The organism is Streptococcus salivarius (genome assembly GCF_009738225.1).
In the GTDB taxonomy this organism is placed as follows: Bacteria; Bacillota; Bacilli; order Lactobacillales; family Streptococcaceae; genus Streptococcus.
Genome location: NZ_CP018187.1, coordinates 328,344 through 348,206 on the forward strand (window position 1 = coordinate 328,344; position 19,863 = coordinate 348,206).

Consider the following 19,863-nt stretch of genomic DNA (forward strand, 5'->3'; position numbering starts at 1 on the left):
CTTGTGTGTGTAAGGAGGTCATAATGTCGCAAAAAATTATTGATCTCGTGACGGCAGTCGTAGCTCCAGCTATTCCTGAGCCATACGAACTGGTCGATATCGAGTACGAAAAGCTTGGCGGTGACTATGTCTTGTCAGTTTTGATTGATAAGCCAGGTGGTATTACTGTAGAAGATACTGCAGACTTGACTGAAATTATCAGTCCCCTCTTGGATACTATTCAGCCTGATCCTTTCCCGGATCAATACATGCTGGAAGTTTCTAGTCCAGGGTTAGAGCGTCCCTTAAAAACCAAAGAAGCTTTGACAAATGCTGTTGGTCAGTATATCAATGTTAGTCTTTACAAGGCTATTGATAAGATCAAGATTTTCCAAGGTGACTTGGTGGCCTTTGATGGGGAAACCCTAACAATCGATTACCTTGATAAGACTCGCCATAAAACTGTTGAGATTCCCTATCAAACAGTTGCTAAAGCTCGTTTGGCAGTCAAACTCTAAAACTCTTAGTGTAAATAAAGAAAGGATGCCAGTTTTGGCCAATAGAGGCTAAAACAACAAAGAATATGAGCAAAGAAATGCTAGAAGCCTTCCGTGTCTTGGAAGAAGAAAAACACATTAACAAGGAAGACATCATCGATGCTGTGGTTGAATCACTTAAGTCAGCCTACAAGCGTCGTTATGGTCAGTCAGAATCAGCTGTAGTTGAATTCAATGAAAAAACAGGTGATTTTCAAGTTTATACCGTTCGTGAAGTTGTAGATGAAGTCTTTGATAGTCGTTTGGAAATTAGCTTGAAAGATGCACTTGCTATCAGCTCTGCTTACGAGCTTGGTGACAAGATTCGTTTTGAAGAGTCAGTCGATGAATTTGGTCGTGTTGCAGCGCAATCTGCCAAACAAACCATTATGGAAAAAATGCGCAAGCAGATGCGTGAAATCACTTATAATGACTATAAGCAACATGAAGGTGAAATCATGCAAGGAACAGTTGAACGCTTCGACCAACGTTTCATTTATGTCAATCTTGGAACGCTCGAAGCTCAATTGTCACGCCAAGATCAAATTCCTGGTGAAAGCTTTAAGTCACATGATGTCATTGATGTTTATGTTTATAAAGTTGAAAACAACCCTAAAGGTGTTAACGTCTTTGTCAGTCGTAGCCATCCAGAGTTCATCAAACGTATCATGGAACAAGAAATTCCAGAAGTATTTGATGGAACTGTAGAAATCATGAGCGTGTCTCGTGAAGCAGGTGATCGTACTAAGGTTGCTGTTCGCAGTCATAATCCTAACGTTGATGCTATTGGTACTATCGTTGGTCGTGGTGGAAGCAACATCAAGAAAGTTGTCAGCCGTTTCCACCCAACACGTTTGGATGCTAAGACAGGAATTGAAGTTCCTGTTGAGGAAAATATTGATGTTATTCAATGGGTTGAAGATCCAGCTGAATTCATCTACAATGCTATTGCACCGGCTGAAGTGGACTATGTTCTCTTCGACGAAGGTGATAGCAAACGTGCAACAGTAGTTGTGCCAGATAACAAATTATCTCTTGCAATTGGTCGTCGTGGGCAAAACGTTCGTTTGGCAGCTCATTTGACTGGTTACCGTATTGACATCAAGTCAGCTTCTGAATACGAAGCACTCGAAGCTGAAAAAGCTGAGGCTGCTACTGAGGAAGTTGTAGATGAGATTGTTGCAGAAGAAGCTACACCTGTTGAAGTCACAACAGAAGAAGTAACTGAAACAACAGAAGCAGAATAAGAAGAACATAGAGGTGTTTGATGGCTAAAACACGAAAAATACCTTTACGCAAATCAGTTGTCTCAGGAGAAATCATTGATAAACGTGATTTGCTCCGCATTGTAAAAACTAAAGATGGTGAGATTTTCATTGATCCAACAGGAAAGAAAAATGGCCGAGGTGCTTACATTAAATTAGATAATGAAGAAGCTCTCCAAGCCAAAAAGAAACGTGCTTTTAACCATAGTTTCTCCATGGATGTTCCTGAAAGTTTTTATGATGAACTCATTGCTTATGTGGATCACAAGGTCAAAAGAAGAGAGTTAGGTCTTGAATAACACAGAAAAATTGTCAAATATGTTGGGACTAGCACAAAGAGCTGGAAAGCTTATTTCTGGCGAGGAACTTGTCATTAAGGCAGTTCAATCAGGGCAGGCGAGACTAGTTTTTCTTGCCAATGATGCTGGTAGTAACGTGACTAAAAAGACGACTGATAAATGTAACTACTATAATATAGAAGTCTCCACAGTGTTTAACGCACTGGAATTAAGCATGGCTATTGGTAAACCAAGAAAAACGGTTGCTGTAGTTGATGCTGGATTTTCAAAGAAAATGAGGACTCTTATGGACTAAAGAATAGGAGGACATCACGTGTCAAAGAAACGATTATATGAAATCGCAAAAGAGGTTGGTGTAGAGAGCAAAGTTGTTGTTGCAAAAGCTCAAGAACTTGGTCTTTCTGTGAAGAGCCACTCCTCATCAGTTGAAGAAGCTGATGCTAATCGTATCACTTCAAGTTTAAAAGGGGGAGCTGTTAAGGCTGAAAGTAAGCCAGCTTCCAAAGTGGCACCTGCTCCTAAAGAGGAAAAGGTAGCGCCTAAGGTTGTTGAGGCTCCTGCTTCGAAACCAACTCCTGCTAAGGAGTCTCCAAAGGCTGAGGCAAAGGAAACACCTGCGACTCCAAAGAAACCACAAAGCCGTAACTTTAAGGCAGAACGTGAAGCGCGTGCCAAGGCAGAAGCAGAACGTCGTCAAAATGGCGGAGGCCGTGACAACCGTAATCGTAACCGAAAACAACAAGGAAACGATCAAGGTAAACGTCAGAATAATGATCGTCGCAACCAAAATGGAAATGGTCAAGGAAACCGTAACAATGGAAACCGCGATAACAATAGTAATCGTGACCGTAATTTCCAAGGTAAACAGCGCAATGATCAAGGTCGCAATAAACGTAACGATGCTGCCCGTAACAATCAGGCAGGACCACGTATTGACTTTAAAGCGCGTGCAGCAGCCTTGAAAGCAGAGCAAAATGCAGAGTATTCACGTCAAAGTGAAACACGCTTCCGTGAAGAAAAAGCTGCAGAGCAACGCCGAGCGAAAGAGCAGGAAAAGGCAAGAAAAGAAAAACAACAGGCTGAAGTCGCTGCTCAAAAAGCAGTTGCTGAAGCTAAGCCAGCTCCAAAACCAGCACCGGCTGCACAAGAACAAGATACACGTCGTAAAAAGGCACGTCCAGATAAATCACGTGATAATCGTCGCGAGAATGAAGATGGACCTAAGCAAACAAGAAATAATAAGTGGAATAATCAAAACCAAGTGAGAAATCAACGAAATAGTAACTGGAACAAAAACAAAAATAAAAAAGGTAAAAATAACCGTGGGAATTCAGCTCCAAAACCAGTAACAGAGCGTAAATTCCATGAATTACCAAAAGAATTTGAATACACTGAAGGCATGACGGTTGCAGAAATCGCAAAACGTATTAAACGCGAACCAGCTGAAATCGTTAAGAAACTCTTCATGATGGGCGTTATGGCAACTCAAAACCAATCTCTTGACGGGGATACCATTGAGTTGTTGCTGGTTGACTATGGTATTGAGGCAACCAAGAAAGAAGAAGTCGATAATGCTGATATCGAACGTTTCTTTGTTGACGAAGATTACCTTAACAAAGATGCTATGGTAGAACGTGCACCAGTTGTTACTATCATGGGACACGTTGACCATGGTAAAACAACCCTTCTTGATACCCTTCGTAACTCACGTGTTGCGACTGGAGAAGCTGGTGGTATCACACAGCATATTGGTGCCTACCAAATTGAAGAGGGTGGTAAGAAAATTACCTTCCTTGATACTCCTGGACACGCGGCCTTTACATCTATGCGTGCTCGTGGTGCTTCTGTTACAGATATTACTATCTTGATTGTAGCTGCGGATGATGGTGTTATGCCACAAACGATTGAAGCTATCAACCACTCTAAGGCTGCTGGTGTTCCAATCATTGTTGCGATTAACAAGATTGATAAACCAGGTGCTAACCCAGAACGTGTTATCGGTGAATTGGCTGAGCATGGAGTCATTTCAACAGCATGGGGTGGCGATAGTGAATTCGTTGAAATCTCAGCTAAATTTGGACAAAACATTGAAGAATTGCTTGAAACAGTTCTTCTTGTGGCTGAAGTGGAAGAACTTAAAGCTGACCCAACAGTTCGTGCCATCGGTACCGTTATTGAAGCGCGTTTGGATAAAGGTAAAGGTGCGGTTGCAACCCTCCTTGTTCAACAAGGTACCTTGCATGTTCAAGACCCAATCGTTGTTGGTAATACTTTCGGACGTGTCCGTGCTATGACCAATGACCTTGGTCGTCGTATTAAGACTGCAGCACCATCAACACCAGTTTCAATTACTGGTTTGAACGAGGCGCCTATGGCGGGTGACCATTTTGCCGTTTATGAAGACGAAAAAGCAGCTCGTGCAGCCGGTGAAGAACGTGCCAAACGTGCCCTTATGAAACAACGTCAACAAACACATCGTGTTAGTCTTGATAACCTCTTTGATACCCTTAAAGCTGGTGAATTGAAGACTGTTAATGTTATCATCAAGGCCGATGTACAAGGTTCTGTTGAAGCCTTGGCAGCATCACTTCTTAAGATTGATGTTGAGGGTGTTCGTGTTAATGTTGTTCACTCAGCAGTAGGTGCTATCAACGAATCTGATATTACTCTTGCGGAAGCTTCAGATGCTGTTGTTATCGGATTTAACGTTCGTCCTACACCACAAGCACGTCAACAAGCGGAAACTGATGAAGTTGAAATTCGTCTTCACAGCATCATTTACAAGGTTATCGAAGAAATCGAAGATGCCATGAAAGGGATGCTTGATCCTGAATTTGAAGAAAAAGTCATTGGTGAAGCTATTATCCGTGAAACCTTCAAAGTTTCTAAAGTCGGAACAATCGGTGGGTTCATGGTTACTAGTGGTAAAATCACTCGTGACTCAAGTGCCCGTGTGATTCGTGATGGTGTCGTTATTTTTGATGGTAAATTGGCAAGCTTGAAACACTTTAAAGATGACGTTAAAGAAGTCGGAAACGCTCAAGAGGGTGGTTTGATGATTGAAAACTATAACGATATTAAAGTTGATGACGTTATCGAAGCTTATATTATGGAAGAAATTAAACGTTAATTTTGTTAGCTTTTAAAAAAGCTTACTAAGGAGACAAAGCTAGGTCATCTGGCCTGGCTTTTGTTCCATCATAATAAGAGAGAAAGGATAAGACTATGGGAAATTCATTTCGTGTAGACCGTGTTGGGATGGAAATCAAACGTGAGGTCAATGAAATTCTTCAAAAGAAAGTTCGTGACCCACGCGTGCAAGATGTCACTATCACAGATGTACAGATGCTTGGTGATTTGTCAGCTGCTAAGATTTTTTACACCATTCATTCAACCTTGGCCTCAGATAACCAAAAGGCACAAACTGGTCTTGAAAAGGCTACTGGTACAATCAAGCGTGAACTTGGTAAAAAATTGACCATGTATAAGATTCCGGATTTGACCTTTATTAAGGATGAGTCTATCGAATACGGTAATAAAATTGATGAAATGCTTCGTAATTTGGAGCGTAAAGACTAAGAAAAAATTCCTGTCAGTTATGGCAGGAATTTTGCGTTATAATAGAATAAAAAGGAGGACTTCAATGAAAGTAACGGTCTATTTGGGAGCTAATATAGGTGACAGTCCTAGCTTTAAGAAAGCAACAATTGCCTTGGGTCAGTGGATTGCTAAAAATGGTCATACCCTAGTCTATGGTGGCAGTAAGATGGGACTTATGGGAGTTCTTGGTGATACGGTTTTGGAAAATGGTGGACAGGCTCATGGCATTATGCCACAATTCCTCAAAGATAGGGAGATAGCTTATGAGGGGTTAACTTCAATGACCATAGTAGAAACTATGGCAGAACGAAAGACTGCTATGCTAGAGCAAGGAGATCTCTTTATCGCCCTTCCAGGAGGTCTAGGGACACTGGAAGAAATCTCTGAAGCTATTGCAGCTGCTCGAGTCGGTAAGTTGGACAACCCCTGTGTTTTCTTCAATCTCAATGGCTATTATGACGCTATGAAAACGATGTTAGATACCATGGTTGCTCATGATTTTTTGGAGGCTGAAACAGTAGCAAAATTCCTCTTTACAGATGATTTTTCAGAAATTGCAGCTTTTGTCCAGTCTTATGAACCACCTCAATTGAGACGTTATCGGTAGTATTGCTTTAATTTGTAAAAATGAGATGAATTAAAAAGATTCAATGACACATCATTGAATCTTTTTAATTAAATCTTTACAAATATTTCTTAGCGACTTCAATATCGCCAGCATAGTTATCACGTTTACCATTTACGATCTGGAAGGCATCAGCACCTTTACCAGCGATAACCACAGCGTCTTTAGAGTCTGTAGTCTCAGACATTGCTGTTTTGATTGCTTCCTCTCGATCAACAATGATACGAACCTCGCGACTGATATGGCTAGCAATTTCCTGACAGATAGCAAGAGGATCTTCCTTGTTAGGATCATCAGCTGTTAGGATGACATCAACATCAGGGTAGGTATTGAGGACATGTCCAAAGTCTTTACGACGACTTTCACCTTTATTTCCTGGAGCCCCTAGAATTAGACTAATACGACCATCTTGATGGCTGGTTACGACTTGTAAGAGCTTATCTAGGCTATCCCCATTGTGAGCATAGTCAACAAATGTCTTAGCCCCATTAGTTTGGGTTAGAACCTCCATACGCCCTGGAACAGAGGTTTGAGCGATTCCTTCCTTGATGTCTTGAAGGTTAGCTCCGAGACGTAGGCAGGCCAGACCAGCAGCCATAGCATTGTCCTGGTTAAAGTCACCGATAAGTTGGATATCATAGTCACCGGCTAATTTCCCACTTGCCTTAAAGCTAAAACCTGAGCCATGTTTAACAGCATTGTCGGAGTTTTTACCATAGAAGTCATGCTCTTTATCCGCAACTTCCTCAGCGATAAAATCAAAGTGATCCATACCGCTATTAACAATAACAACTCGACTGTTTTCCAAGAGGAGACGCTTATGGTAGAAGTAGTCTTCAAAGGTTGGATGTTCAATAGGCCCAATATGGTCTGGGCTGATGTTAAGAAAGACACCTACATCAAAAGTCAATCCATAGACACGCTTTGTCAGATAGGCTTGACTTGAGACTTCCATAATCAGATGGGTCATGTCATTAGCAACAGCTTCAGCCATCATACGGAAAAGGTCCAAACTCTCAGGTGTTGTTAAGGTAGACTTGAAGAAGGTTTTTCCGTCTAGTGTCGTGTTCATGGTTGAAAGCATAGCAGGTTTATGACTTTGCTTGAGAATATTGAAGGCAAAGTAGGCTGCTGTAGTTTTCCCTTTTGTCCCAGTAAAGGCTAGCAATTTAAGCTTGTCTTGAGGGTATTGGTAGAAGGCCTGAGCAACGAGGCTCATAGCCTGCTTGATATCTGATACGATAATGGCAGGAACTCCCACTTGATAATCTTTTTCAGCCACGTAGAAACTCAAGCCAGCTTTGACAGCATTCTCTAAAAATTCAGGCTTAAAGGCAGCCCCTTTGGCAAAGAAGAGGGAAGATGGTGTGACATCACGACTATCATAAGAAAGATGATCAAAAGTCACTCCAGTCCATGAATAGTAGTAGTTGTCTTGGTCGATAATATCTCTAAAATTATGGTCCTTTTTAAGAACCTCTAGAACTTGTTCAATAGTAATCATAGTTCCTATTTTAGCCTTAATGTTCTTGTTTTACAAGTCACAGCCAAAAGTTTATAATAAACTAGATTATATTTTATTCTCTAGAAAGAAAGTTATGACTGAAACTAAAACTGATACACAGCAGCAGCAGATGCTAAGAGGGACGGCATGGATGACAGCATCCAATATTATCAGTCGTCTATTGGGGGCACTCTACATTATTCCTTGGTATGCTTGGATGGGTAAACAAGGTGACCAAGCCAATGCCCTCTTTGGTCAAGGGTATAATATTTATGCTCTTTTCCTCTTGATTTCAACAGCAGGTATTCCAGTCGCAATTGCCAAACAGGTGTCTAAATACAACACTCTTGGAAAAATGGAGACGAGTTTCTTCTTACTCAAGCGTATCTTGTATTACATGATTGGTCTCGGACTGATCTTTGGCGTTTTCATGTACTTTGCTTCGCCGTGGATGTCTTACCTTTCTGGGGGAGACGAGGATCTGGTTCGCGTCATGCGTAGTCTTTCTTGGGCAGTTGTTATTTTCCCATCCATGTCTGTTTTACGAGGCTTTTTCCAAGGCTTTAACAATATGAAGCCTTATGCCTTAAGTCAGATTGCGGAACAGATTATCCGTGTTATTTGGATGCTGTTGGCGACCTTCTTCATCATGAAAATTGGGACAGGCGATTATGTGACAGCAGTTGTCCAATCGACTTTTGCCGCTTTCATCGGTATGTTGGCTAGTTATGGGGTGCTTTTCTTTTACCTTTGGAAGGAGGGGAAACTCAAGAGTCTTTTTGGCAAGCAGGCTGTTCATCCGGATATCAATCCAACTGCAATTGTTATTGAAACCTTTAAGGAAGCCATTCCTTTCATTATCACTGGATCTGCTATTCAGCTTTTCCAACTGATTGATCAATGGACCTTTATCCGTACTATGGAGAAGTTTACAAGCTATAGTAACAGTCAACTTCAGGTTCTCTATGCTTACTTGTCTTCAAACCCAAGTAAGATTACCATGATTTTGATTGCCGTTGCTCTTTCTATTGCCGGGGTTGGGATTCCACTCTTGACGGAAAATATGGTTAAGAAAGATCTTAAGGGAGCGGCTAAACTGATTATCAATAACTTACAGTTGCTTTTGCTCTTTATTGTTCCCGCCATTGTAGGATCAGTGATTTTAGCTAAACCACTTTATACAGTCTTTTATGGTGCGCCAGATAGTCAGGCCCACTTGCTCTTTGTAGCCAGTCTGATTCAAGTTATTTTCTTGGCCTTGTATAGCGTTTTAGCACCAATGCTTCAGGCAATCTTTGAAACCCGTAAAGCTATCAACTATTTTGCGATTGGGGTTTTAGTTAAGGCAATCCTACAGTTACCATTGATTATTTTCCTAGGAGCCCTTGGCCCGGTTATTTCAACAGCCATCGGTTTAGGTGTTCCGATTGCTCTCATGTATAATCACCTCCACACTGTTACGCACTTTAGTCGTAAGACAGTGTTTAGAAAAGCCTTGCTCATCTGTATCCTTACAGTGCTCATGGCTATTCCAGTTGCGATCTTCTATTGGTTGTTCCAGTTTGTACTGTCACCAACAAGCCGTATGGGTAGTGTGATTTACTTGGTCATTGGAGGAGGCCTTGGAATCGGTGTCTATGGCGTTCTTGCTCTTGTAACTCGTATGGCTGATCAATTGCTTGGTGCCCGAGCAGCTAGCCTACGTGCTAAATTACATATTAAATAAAATCTAAACCAAGTCATGTGGCTTGGTTTTTTTCTTTTTAACAATTTCTGAAAAAAGAGTATAATGAGGGTGAAAAAATGAAATCGTTTTAATGATTTAGAATCGAGGAAAGGATTATGGTTGATTCTAGACAAGAACATATAAAATTAGGGACCTATCCTCCTGAACAAGTTTACAAAGTCTTGCAGACAAGCCCTCAAGGTTTGAGCTCACAAGAGGTTAAGGAGAGGCAGGCGACTTATGGCCCTAACCAATTGAAGGAAAGTAAGAAGGAGCCTATTTGGCTGACCTTTTTCAGACATTTTACTAGTCTTATGGCCCTCTTATTGTGGGTTGGTGGCTTTATCGCCATGCTTTCTCATAGCTTAGAGTTGGGGATTGCAATTTGGTTGGTCAACATTATTAATGGTCTCTTTAGCTTTATTCAAGAATATAGGGCAAGTCAGGCTACGGCAGCTCTTAATAAGCTTCTTCCATCCTATGCGCGAGTTCTTCGTGATGGTAAGGAGGATAAGATTCTAGCTCAGAACTTGGTACCAGGTGACTTGGTTTTCATTGAAGAAGGGGACCGTATTTCTGCAGACGGACGCTTGGTCGCTGTGACAGATTTGCAGGTTAACCAGTCTGCCCTCACTGGTGAGTCTAATCCTATTTATAAGTCAGATCAAGCGGATTTGACTCCCGACAAGACTGAGTTAGAGTATGACAATATGGTATTTGCAGGGACTACTGTCTCTTCTGGCTCTGGACATTTTATAGTATCTGCTATCGGGATGAAAACTGAGTTTGGACAGATTGCGGATTTGACACAGAATCTTGCTCAGGAAAAGAGTCCCCTTCAGAAAGAATTAGACCATTTGACTAAACAGATTTCAGTTATTGCGGTGTCTGTAGGTCTCTTCTTTATGGTGGCAGCGACTCTATTTGTCCATCAGCCTTTGTCTCAAGCCTTTATTTTTGCATTGGGGATGATTGTGGCCTTTATTCCTGAAGGACTTCTTCCCACAGTTACTCTATCTTTAGCCATGGCCGTTCAGCGCATGGCTAAGGACCATGCTTTGGTTAAGAAGCTGTCTTCGGTTGAGACGCTGGGAGCAACTTCTGTTATTTGTTCGGATAAAACAGGGACTTTGACGCAAAATGCCATGACGGTTAACCATCTATGGACCTTGTCAGATAGTTATGAGGTAACTGGGCTGGGTTATGCATCAGAAGGACAGATTGAGCAGGAAGGGCAACCTGTTTCTCTTAAAGAAAATGAGCTCCTTAATCGTTTGGTCCGATTCTCTCATTTGGCTAGTAATGCTCAAGTTGTGGCCCCTAGTGCTGATAATCCCAATTTTACAATTTTAGGTGATCCAACTGAGGCTTGTCTTAATGTTCTCGCCGAAAAAGCAGGAATTAATTTAAATGACAATCATACTTGGGCCCCTCGCCTCAAGGAAATCCCCTTTGATTCTGATCGTAAACGGATGACAACAGTGCATAAGCTTGATTCAGGATTGGATGGCAGTCATCATATCTCCATCACAAAAGGTGCTCCCAAAGAAGTGATGGAGCTTTGCTCAGACTATTATGATAATCAAGGAATGATTAAATCATTGACAGCTACTGAGCGTCAGGCTATCCTTGCGGCCAACGACCAGTTTGCCCGAGACGGTTTACGTGTTTTAGCTGTGGCCTATAGACCTTTAGACAGTGAGCATGTTGGAGAAGACAAATGGGACATGCAGACCTTGGAGGACAATATGGTCTTTCTAGGCTTGGTTGCCATGAGTGATCCGCCACGTCAGGGTGTGCGTGAAGCCATTGAAAAATGTCATAGAGCTAGTATTCGTATTATCATGGTGACAGGTGATTATGGCTTGACAGCTCTTAGCATTGCTAAGAAAATCGGAATTGTACAAGGGGACGATGCGCGTGTTGTTTCAGGTCTTGAACTGGCAGATATGGATGACAATCAGCTCAAAGAAGCTCTTAAAGGCGAAATCGTTTTTGCTCGTGTAGCACCTGAACAAAAATACCGTGTGGTCAATGCGCTTCAAGAACTTGGCGAAGTTGTCGCTGTTACTGGTGATGGTGTTAATGACGCCCCTGCCCTAAAAAAAGCTGATATCGGTGTAGCTATGGGGGTATCAGGAACTGATGTTGCCAAGGAATCCGCAGATATGATTTTAACAGATGATCATTTTGCTTCTATTGTTCATGCTGTCGAAGAAGGTCGTGCAGTTTATAGAAATATTCAAAAATTCCTGACTTATATTTTTAATTCCAACACGCCAGAAGCCGTACCCTCTGCTTTCTTCTTGTTCTCTTTGGGACGCATACCTCTTCCCTTAACGGTTATGCAAATCCTAGCCATCGACCTGGGAACAGATATGATGCCTGCTTTGGGGCTGGGGGTTGAACCGCCTGAAGAGGGCGTTATGGACAGACCACCAAGACGTCTCTCAGATCGCTTGCTCAATCGACAATTATTGATTAAGGCTTTTGTCTGGTATGGACTGATTGAAGCAGCCTTAGCTATGGGGGCTTTCTTCCTTAATTATTGGGTTAATCAAGGTAATTTAAACCATTTGGCCAGCTCAGGTCCCCTCTATCGAGAGGCAACTACCATGACCTTAGGTGCTATTATCTTTACCCAAATTGGTATGGCTATGAATAGCCGTAAAGGTAGAGGGTCTATATTCCAAGTTAAACCATTTGCTAATCGGATTATTAGCTTAGGGATTGTTTTAGAAATTGTCCTCTTTATCCTCCTGTCTTACGTGCCTTTCTTCCACACGTTATTTAACACTGCACCTATTGGACTTGATGATTGGCTCTATTTACTTGCTTGTCCGTTTGTTATTATGGCTTTGGAAGAAATCAGATATCGCTTATTTGATAAAAAGTAAGTCAGTGGCATACCTTAGATTGAAGCAAGATTTTTAAATCATTTCTTAGTGCTTGAAACTATGATGTTTCAGGCACTTTTTGATGCTTGAAAACCTACATTCGACAATCTCAGAAATTGGGATTATTTTAAATTAGAGTCAGTATCTATCTGTCTTTCTAGGTTATAGAAATAAACTATAACTAACTATCAAGAATCCGTATGATGAACTTACCATTATTTTCAGAAAATAGTGATAAAATAGAGGTCATAGATATGGAGTATATCCACTTTACCATGTAGAAAGGGCACATTATGACACAAGAATATCAATTAGAAACCATTTTGGCACACGCAGGAATCAATTCGGATGAAGCAACAGGAGCCTTGGCTTCACCAATTCATTTTTCAACAACTTACCAACATCCAGAATTTGGCCATTCTACTGGTTTTGACTATACACGAACTAAAAATCCAACACGCGCAACAGTGGAAAAAACACTTGCAGCTATTGAAAAAGCAGATTATGCTATTGCGACAAGTTCAGGGATGAGCGCCATTGTTTTGGCTTTTGAAATTTTCCCAGTAGGCAGTAAGGTTGTAGCTGCGCGTGATCTTTACGGGGGTTCTTTCCGTTGGTTTAATGACAAGGAAAAAGAAGGTCGTTTCTTTTTTGAATACACAAATACAGAAGATGAGATGATTGCGGCTATTACAGAAGATACCGATATTGTCTACATCGAAACACCGACAAACCCACTTATGATTGAGTTTGATATTGAAAAAGTGGCCAAAATTGCTCATGACAAGGGTGCGGTGGTTATTGTTGATAATACTTTCTATAGCCCAATCTATCAAACCCCGATTACTCAAGGTGCTGATATCGTTGTCCATTCAGCTACTAAATACCTATCAGGGCATAATGATGTTTTGGCTGGTGTTGTTGTGACCAGCAACCAAGAATTCTACGATAAACTTTATTATAACCTCAATACGACTGGTCCTACCTTGTCACCATTTGATAGCTATATGCTCATGCGTGGTCTTAAAACCTTAAAACTTCGAATGGAGGCATCGACAGCCAATGCTCAAGAAGTTGTAGCTTTCTTAGAAAAGTCACCAGCTGTTAAGGAAGTCCTCTATCCAGGCAAGGGTGGTATGATTTCCTTCAAAGTGGCTAATCAAGACAAGATTCCAACCATTATCAATTCCCTAAAAGTCTTTACCTTTGCGGAGAGCCTAGGTGGTGTTGAAAGCTTGATTACCTACCCAACGACACAAACCCACGCAGATATTCCAGGTGATGTGCGTGCTTCCTATGGTTTGACAGACGACTTGCTTCGTCTTTCAATTGGTATTGAAGCAGCACAAGATTTGATTGCTGACTTGGAAAATGCCCTTAGTCTTTAAGGAGTTATCTATGACACGTTATGATTTTACAACACAACCAAATCGCTTGGATCAAAATACCATGAAATGGCACGAAGCCGAAAGTAATCCAGAACTGCTTGAGCTTTGGGTTGCTGATATGGACTTCCTACCTGTTCCTGAGATTAGGGATGCAGTTATCAACTATGCTGAGACACATATTTTTGGTTATCCTTATCCAAGTGAAGAGCTTTACCAGTCAATCATTAATTGGGAAAAAAATCAACACGGTTACGTCGTTGATAAAGAGAGTATTGTTCTCATTGAAGGTGTTGTTCCAGCCATTTCAACAGCTATTCAAGCCTTTACCAAAGAAGGCGACGCTGTTCTCATCAACACACCAGTTTATCCGCCTTTTGCTCGTTCGGTCCGTTTGAATAATCGTCGATTGATTGAAAATAGTCTTGTTAAGGTTAATGGGCATTTCGAAATTGATTTTGAACAATTGGAACGTGATATCGTCGAGAATGATGTTAAACTTTATGTTTTTTGTAGCCCACATAATCCAGGTGGGCGTGTCTGGACCAAAGAGGAATTGACCAAGGTAGCAGATTTGTGTCAGAAACATGGTGTCCTCTTGGTATCTGATGAGATCCACCAAGACTTAGCCCTATATGGGAATAAGCACATCTCTATGAATACCATTTCAGATGCTTACAAGGACTTTACCTTGGTGCTTAGTTCGGCTACTAAAACCTTTAATATTGCTGGTACCAAAAACAGTTTTACTATCATTGAAAATGAAGACTTACGTAAAGCCTTTAAACAAAAGCAGTTGGCAAATAATCAACATGAAATTCCAACCATTGGTTTGATTACAACCCAAGCAGCTCTGACCTATGGGCAACCTTGGTTAGAGGAATTGAAGACTGTCTTTGAAACTAATATTGACCTTTTAACCAAGGAACTTAGTGAAAAGACTAATATCAAAGTCATGAAACCTGAGGGAACTTACTTGGTTTGGCTTGATTTTTCAGCCTATGATCAAGACCATAATGAACTTGGACGTTTGCTTAAAGAAGAAGCCAAGGTAGTGCTAAATGACGGTATTACTTTTGGTTCTGAAGGAGAGAAACATTTCCGCTTTAACGTAGCTACGCCAACTACAGTTGTTGCTGAAGGAGTTAAACGTCTCGTTTCTGTCTTTGGAAAATAATAAAAGTGATGCAAATAGCATCACTTTTATTATTGTTATGAGTGTACATCGTAGATTTTCAAGTTTAATAGTAGATCTTCCTGAGTGGAGAAAACCTTGACATCCTGCTTGCCAGAGGTATTAAATCTGGCTAGAGTGTAGGTTTGGCCATTGGGGAAGAAAATTTCCAAGCTACGATTGTCTGTAATAAGCGTTATAGTGATATTATCATTTTCCTTATAGAGACTGTCAGCTTTATAACCTTGACCGTTACCTAAGAGTCCATCGTAATAGTAAGAAGAGGCAGTTTGACTACCATCCATGCTGTTGTTCAGTTCAGCAGCATAGGTAGAGACCTGATAGGTACCACTTGTTATTTGGTAGGCGATTTTAACGTAATCAGAGCCTTGCCAGATATCAATGTAGATATAGCCTCCTTCTTTCTTAATATTTGAAAAATGCAGTTGGTAATACCCCGCACTATTTTTTTCAGCAAGGTCAAGAAGGCCATTAGCATTCTGATTGTGACTTTTATCAATCCAAGGTTTTCTATTGTCACTGGTGAGTGGTCTTTGACTCGAAATGTTGCCGTTTTGATTTTTGAGGGTTAATTGTTCATTTTTATAGAGGGGAGCAGACTGAATAATACCGTTCTTATCCAGTTGTAGCTGTCTGGGTGTAGTGTAAAAACCGATAGTTTTTAGAAAATCACTCTTGGCCTCTTGGTCACTGTGAATGCCTGACGTGAAGTAATTCCAATTACCAACCCAGCCAAGACTGATAAGGTTATGATTGCTTTCTTCGATTCGATTGCTTCCAGTGAAGTTAGCGCCATAATAGTCTGAGCCTTGATCTAAGCGTTTTGTTTCTGTATCTGCAATAAATAAGCCGTTACCATCTAAATGCCCTACAGTATAGTAGGTTCCAGTTGTTTCGCCTGAAGCTGTATCCTTAGCTCCAAAAAAGAGAACTTGCTTGTCCTGACCGTCAGTTGTTGTCATTGTTTTGAGAACGGGACACTCGATAGGAGCGTTGTCCTGCCAGTTACGACCCTTAAAAAATGTTTCGGGTAGGATTTTGGAGTCTCCCTTGCTATCTTCTTTGGTCCAGTTGATACCATCTTGAGATTGATAAACACCTAAGGCGTTACCTTCAGCGACATACATGAGTAATTTGTCTTTGAAGTGGAAGACATAAGGATCGCGGAAATCTTTACCGTTATAGGATTGTTCCTTTGTCAATAAAGGTTTACCATCTTTTAGGGAATTAGTAAAGCTAGCTCCCTTGTCATTTGATGCACTAGCATAGATTGCCTGGCTTCCATCATCCATGAGTCCAGTAAAATAGGCGACAGGTTCTTCGTTTTGGATACCAGAAATCCCCTGACTATCTGTGACTACACTACCTGTCCAAGCAGAATGCCACCCCTCTTTAGGGTCACCACCCTTTGCTGGTATAGCAGTCTCTTGTTTACTATAGGTGATAAAATCTTTAGTCGTTGTATGTGTCCAATCTTGACCGTTGGGTCCAAAAGGATCAGTAGCCCCATCCACAGAGTATAGAAAATAGATATCATAGTAATTTTTTTCTTGATTCCACACGATAGTCTGTAGGTCGTTAGACCATCCTTTATGAGATGCTAGATGAAAGGTTTGACTCACAGAAACCTTATTTGTTTTTTGGGAAGGATTGTTAGCGTTCTCATTTTTTATTATAAAAACAAAAAATAAAATTAAAAAAACGAGAGCTAAAATTAGAGGTGAATATTTTGATTCCATATAGTGATATTTCCTGATAAAATTACTTATTTTGTAGTTATTATTTTAACAAAAAAATAGTTTTTTACAAAAAATATCAATTTGTCATTAAAAAAAGATTGGAATTTAGATTAAAAAATGATAGAATAAAACATGTAAAAACCTAAAAGGAGAGTTTTATATGGATAGTACAGTTAATTCACAGTCAAATACAGTAGCACCAAAGCAAGCAGAGTGCAAAAAGATGCGTTATAGCATCCGTAAGGTTGCCGCAGTAGGGGCAACATCAGCACTTGTTGGTACCTTGGCATTTTTAGGTGCCACTCAGGTAAAAGCTGATCAAGTTACAGAAACAGCACCAGCTGTAGCTACTGCGACAGCAACACCAGAAACAAGCACAGCATCTCTAACGGTAGCCAGTGAAACAGCAACAAGTGTGGCAACTTCAGAAGCAGTTGAATCTTCAGTTGCACATTCAGAGGTTACAACTACACCAGTTACAGAGACACAACCAAGCAACACAACTCCATCAGTAGTCGAAGAAAAGGCGTCTAGCACAGTAGTGACATCTTCATCAGATGCAACAACACCTTCATCAACAGTTGCTGCGGTTTCTGCTCCAGCTCATACATCAGAGGCTGCAGTAGAAGCACCAACTTCAACAGCAAGCTCAGAAACAGCTGATACACATACTGAAGTAGCCCTTAAACCTACTGAAAACAGCGCTGCTAATGCAAACCTTAGCAAACTTAACGGTCGTATCAAGTCTATTGTTGAAGATAATATGACCTCAGATCAAATCGTTGCCTTGACTGAGGAAGAAATTAAAGCACTTAATAAAGTTGACTTTAGCGATGATGCTATCAAGGGTACAGGTACTAGCTTGACTTACCGTAACTTGAAAGATATCGTTGCTAGCTTCTTGAAGCAAGACAGCAAATTGGCAGTTCCTTACTTTAAAGCAGATACAATCATCAATATGCCTGCTTTCAACACTGTTGATGCCCAAACGATGAAAAAAGAAGAAATCGACGTTTGGGATTCTTGGCCAGTCCAAGATGCTGAGTCAGGTGTAGTAAGCAACTGGAACGGTTATCAGTTGGTTATCTCAATGGCCGGTGCACCAAATAAAAACTCAAACCACATTTACTTGCTCTATAGTAAATACGGAGATAATGACTTTACGCATTGGAAAAATGCGGGTCCAATCTTTGGTTATAATGCCCTTGAAGATGACCAACAATGGTCAGGTTCAGCGACGGTAAACTCTGACGGTAGTATCCAACTTTACTACACTAAGAATGATACTAGTGGCGGTAAATTGAACTGGCAACAATTGGCTAGTGCTACACTTAACCTAGCTGTTGAAAACGACGAAGTTGTTATTAAGTCAGTTGAAAATGACCACATTCTCTTTGGTGGGGATAACTATCATTATCAAAGTTATCCAAAATTCATGAGTACTTTCAACGATGACCACAACCACGATGGAAATCCAGACCGTACAGATAACTACTGTCTTCGTGACCCACACATCATTGAAGATAACGGTAGCCGCTACCTTATTTTCGAATCAAATACAGGTGACGAAAACTACCAAGGCGAAAAACAAATCTACAACTGGTCAAACTATGGAGGAGATGACGCCTTTAACCTTAAGTCATTCCTCAATATTGTCAATAATAAACACCTTTATAACCTTGCTTCATGGGCAAATGGTTCTATTGGTATCTTGAAACTTGACGACAATGAGAAAAATCCATCTGTAGCTGAACTTTACACACCACTTGTTACTAGCCACTTGGTTACTGATGAAGTAGAACGTCCAAGTGTTGTTAAGATGGGTAACAAGTATTACCTCTTCACTGCTTCACGTATCAATAAATCTACGGATGCTGAAGGTACTGTAGCAGCGCGTGAAGCTGTCGGTGATGACGTTGTCATGCTCGGATTCGTATCAGATAGCCTCCGTGGAGAATATCGTCCACTTAATGGCTCAGGTGTGGTTTTGACAGCCTCTGTACCAGCTGACTGGCGTACATCTACCTATTCTTACTATGCGGTTCCTGTTGAAGGCTCATCAGATACTCTTTTGGTAACTTCTTACATGACTAACCGTGGTGGAATTGCCGGTGCTGAGAATAAATCAACGTGGGCTCCAAGCTTCCTTATCAAGATGAATGCAGATGATACTACAGAAGTTCTTCCTAAGATGACGAATCAAGGTGACTGGATTTGGGATAAATCTAGTGAAAGCTTGGTACACGTAGGCGATCAAAACAGTGCTAAATTGCCAAACGAGGACTTTAATGTAGATTATTATGCGGTATCGGGTTATGGTCTTAAACCACATACTTATCCTACAGTTGATGGTTCAACAGGCGTTTCTGAAGCTCACGGTGTCTTGACTGTAACTGTTAAAGATGGTAAAGACAAGAAGGCAGATAAGCCAGAAACACCAGTAAGTCCAACAGAAGGTAATCATTCTGTTGATGATAAGTCTAACAAACCAGATACACCTTCTAAACCAGCAGACAATAATCAACCATCAACTAATAAAGAAGATAAACCAGCAACGCCGACGAATCCAGATTCTCCAGTTCGTAATCCGTTCCCTTATTTCACAGATCGCCCATCTAATGATAATAATTCATCAGATGATCATCATGTAGAGGTTCCTGCGAAACCTTCAACAGAGGGTTCTGTGGGTGACCGTCGTCCAGTAGCTCAAGCTACAGAGATTGCGTCACCAGTACCAGAGGCTATTGTAGCAACTGGACCAACTGTTTCAACGACTCCTGTTAAAGAAGAGTCTGTCACTGAAACAGAAGCTCCAAAACCAGCGAAGTCTGAAGAGGAAGTTCAGTCTCACGGAGTCGCTAAAGCTGATGAAGTAACTAAGTCTGATGAGTCAAGTAAAGACAACAATACTAAAGTTGCTGCCAAACTTGCTACGACTCCTAAGACACCAAGTGATTCAGAAGGTTCAAAGAGCAACATTCTTTCAATCTTGGCGACTATCTTTGCAGCAATTGCAAGTCTAGCTCTTCTTGGCTATGGTTTGGTCACAGGAAAGATTCATTTGCCTAAAAAATAATCCTTTTCAAAAACGTTTGCAGTAAAGCAAGCGTTTT

Annotated in this window: 14 protein-coding genes; 12 read left to right on the forward strand and 2 right to left on the reverse strand. The window is 41.0% G+C overall.

What is annotated here, in order from left to right:
* Positions 1-23 precede the first annotated feature (23 nt).
* From rimP to BSR19_RS01790, 7 genes are all read left to right on the forward strand, one after another.
* Positions 24-497, forward strand: coding sequence for a ribosome maturation factor RimP (gene rimP, locus BSR19_RS01760; RefSeq protein WP_002883745.1), 474 nt, complete (start codon positions 24-26; stop codon positions 495-497).
* Positions 498-562: 65 nt separating this feature from the next.
* Positions 563-1,762 carry a transcription termination factor NusA gene (gene nusA, locus BSR19_RS01765; protein WP_156246368.1) on the forward strand — a complete coding sequence of 400 codons (1,200 nt, stop codon included), beginning with the start codon at positions 563-565 and terminating at the stop codon, positions 1,760-1,762.
* Positions 1,763-1,782: 20 nt separating this feature from the next.
* Complete coding sequence (gene rnpM / locus BSR19_RS01770; RefSeq protein WP_002883779.1) at positions 1,783-2,079, forward strand: RNase P modulator RnpM; 297 nt, start codon at positions 1,783-1,785, stop codon at positions 2,077-2,079.
* A complete protein-coding gene (locus BSR19_RS01775; RefSeq protein WP_002883776.1) occupies positions 2,072-2,374 on the forward strand; it encodes a YlxQ-related RNA-binding protein in 303 nt (100 codons plus the stop codon). Before rnpM ends, BSR19_RS01775 begins: the two co-directional genes overlap by 8 nt.
* Positions 2,375-2,392: 18 nt before the next feature.
* Entirely contained in the window at positions 2,393-5,209 is a 2,817-nt protein-coding gene (infB, locus tag BSR19_RS01780; RefSeq protein WP_049545735.1) for a translation initiation factor IF-2, read from the forward strand.
* A 95-nt stretch (positions 5,210-5,304) separates the two neighbouring features.
* Positions 5,305-5,658, forward strand: coding sequence for a 30S ribosome-binding factor RbfA (gene rbfA, locus BSR19_RS01785; protein WP_002883798.1), 354 nt, complete (start codon positions 5,305-5,307; stop codon positions 5,656-5,658).
* Positions 5,659-5,722: 64 nt separating this feature from the next.
* Positions 5,723-6,286 (forward strand): LOG family protein, encoded by a 564-nt coding sequence (locus BSR19_RS01790; RefSeq protein WP_049545736.1) that lies wholly within the window; start codon positions 5,723-5,725, stop codon positions 6,284-6,286.
* A 76-nt stretch (positions 6,287-6,362) separates the two neighbouring features.
* On the opposite strand, the gene BSR19_RS01795 is transcribed toward BSR19_RS01790, so the two are convergent.
* Positions 6,363-7,808, reverse strand: coding sequence for a UDP-N-acetylmuramoyl-L-alanyl-D-glutamate--L-lysine ligase (locus tag BSR19_RS01795; RefSeq protein ID WP_049545737.1), 1,446 nt, complete (start codon positions 7,806-7,808; stop codon positions 6,363-6,365).
* 94 nt (positions 7,809-7,902) lie between these two features.
* On the opposite strand from BSR19_RS01795, the gene BSR19_RS01800 reads away from it, so the two are divergent.
* From BSR19_RS01800 to BSR19_RS01815, 4 genes are all read left to right on the forward strand, one after another.
* Positions 7,903-9,534 (forward strand): putative polysaccharide biosynthesis protein, encoded by a 1,632-nt coding sequence (locus tag BSR19_RS01800; protein ID WP_037597440.1) that lies wholly within the window; start codon positions 7,903-7,905, stop codon positions 9,532-9,534.
* Positions 9,535-9,650: 116 nt separating this feature from the next.
* The gene (locus BSR19_RS01805; protein ID WP_049545739.1) at positions 9,651-12,431 is read left to right on the forward strand and encodes a cation-translocating P-type ATPase; all 2,781 of its coding nucleotides are present in this window, start codon (positions 9,651-9,653) and stop codon (positions 12,429-12,431) included.
* Between the two features lie 293 nt (positions 12,432-12,724).
* On the forward strand, positions 12,725-13,819 hold the full coding sequence (locus BSR19_RS01810) for a cystathionine gamma-synthase (RefSeq protein WP_002890005.1): 1,095 nt from the start codon (positions 12,725-12,727) through the stop codon (positions 13,817-13,819).
* A gap of 10 nt (positions 13,820-13,829) precedes the next feature.
* Positions 13,830-14,993 carry a MalY/PatB family protein gene (locus tag BSR19_RS01815; protein WP_021151464.1) on the forward strand — a complete coding sequence of 388 codons (1,164 nt, stop codon included), beginning with the start codon at positions 13,830-13,832 and terminating at the stop codon, positions 14,991-14,993.
* 35 nt (positions 14,994-15,028) lie between these two features.
* Here BSR19_RS01815 and BSR19_RS01820 read toward each other — a convergent pair whose 3' ends face one another.
* Positions 15,029-16,750 (reverse strand): glycoside hydrolase family 32 protein, encoded by a 1,722-nt coding sequence (locus BSR19_RS01820; RefSeq protein WP_002890007.1) that lies wholly within the window; start codon positions 16,748-16,750, stop codon positions 15,029-15,031.
* Positions 16,751-16,910: 160 nt separating this feature from the next.
* Here BSR19_RS01820 and BSR19_RS01825 point away from each other — a divergent pair, with 160 nt between their 5' ends.
* Positions 16,911-19,826 carry a glycoside hydrolase family 68 protein gene (locus tag BSR19_RS01825; RefSeq protein ID WP_037599043.1) on the forward strand — a complete coding sequence of 972 codons (2,916 nt, stop codon included), beginning with the start codon at positions 16,911-16,913 and terminating at the stop codon, positions 19,824-19,826.
* Positions 19,827-19,863 lie beyond the last annotated feature (37 nt).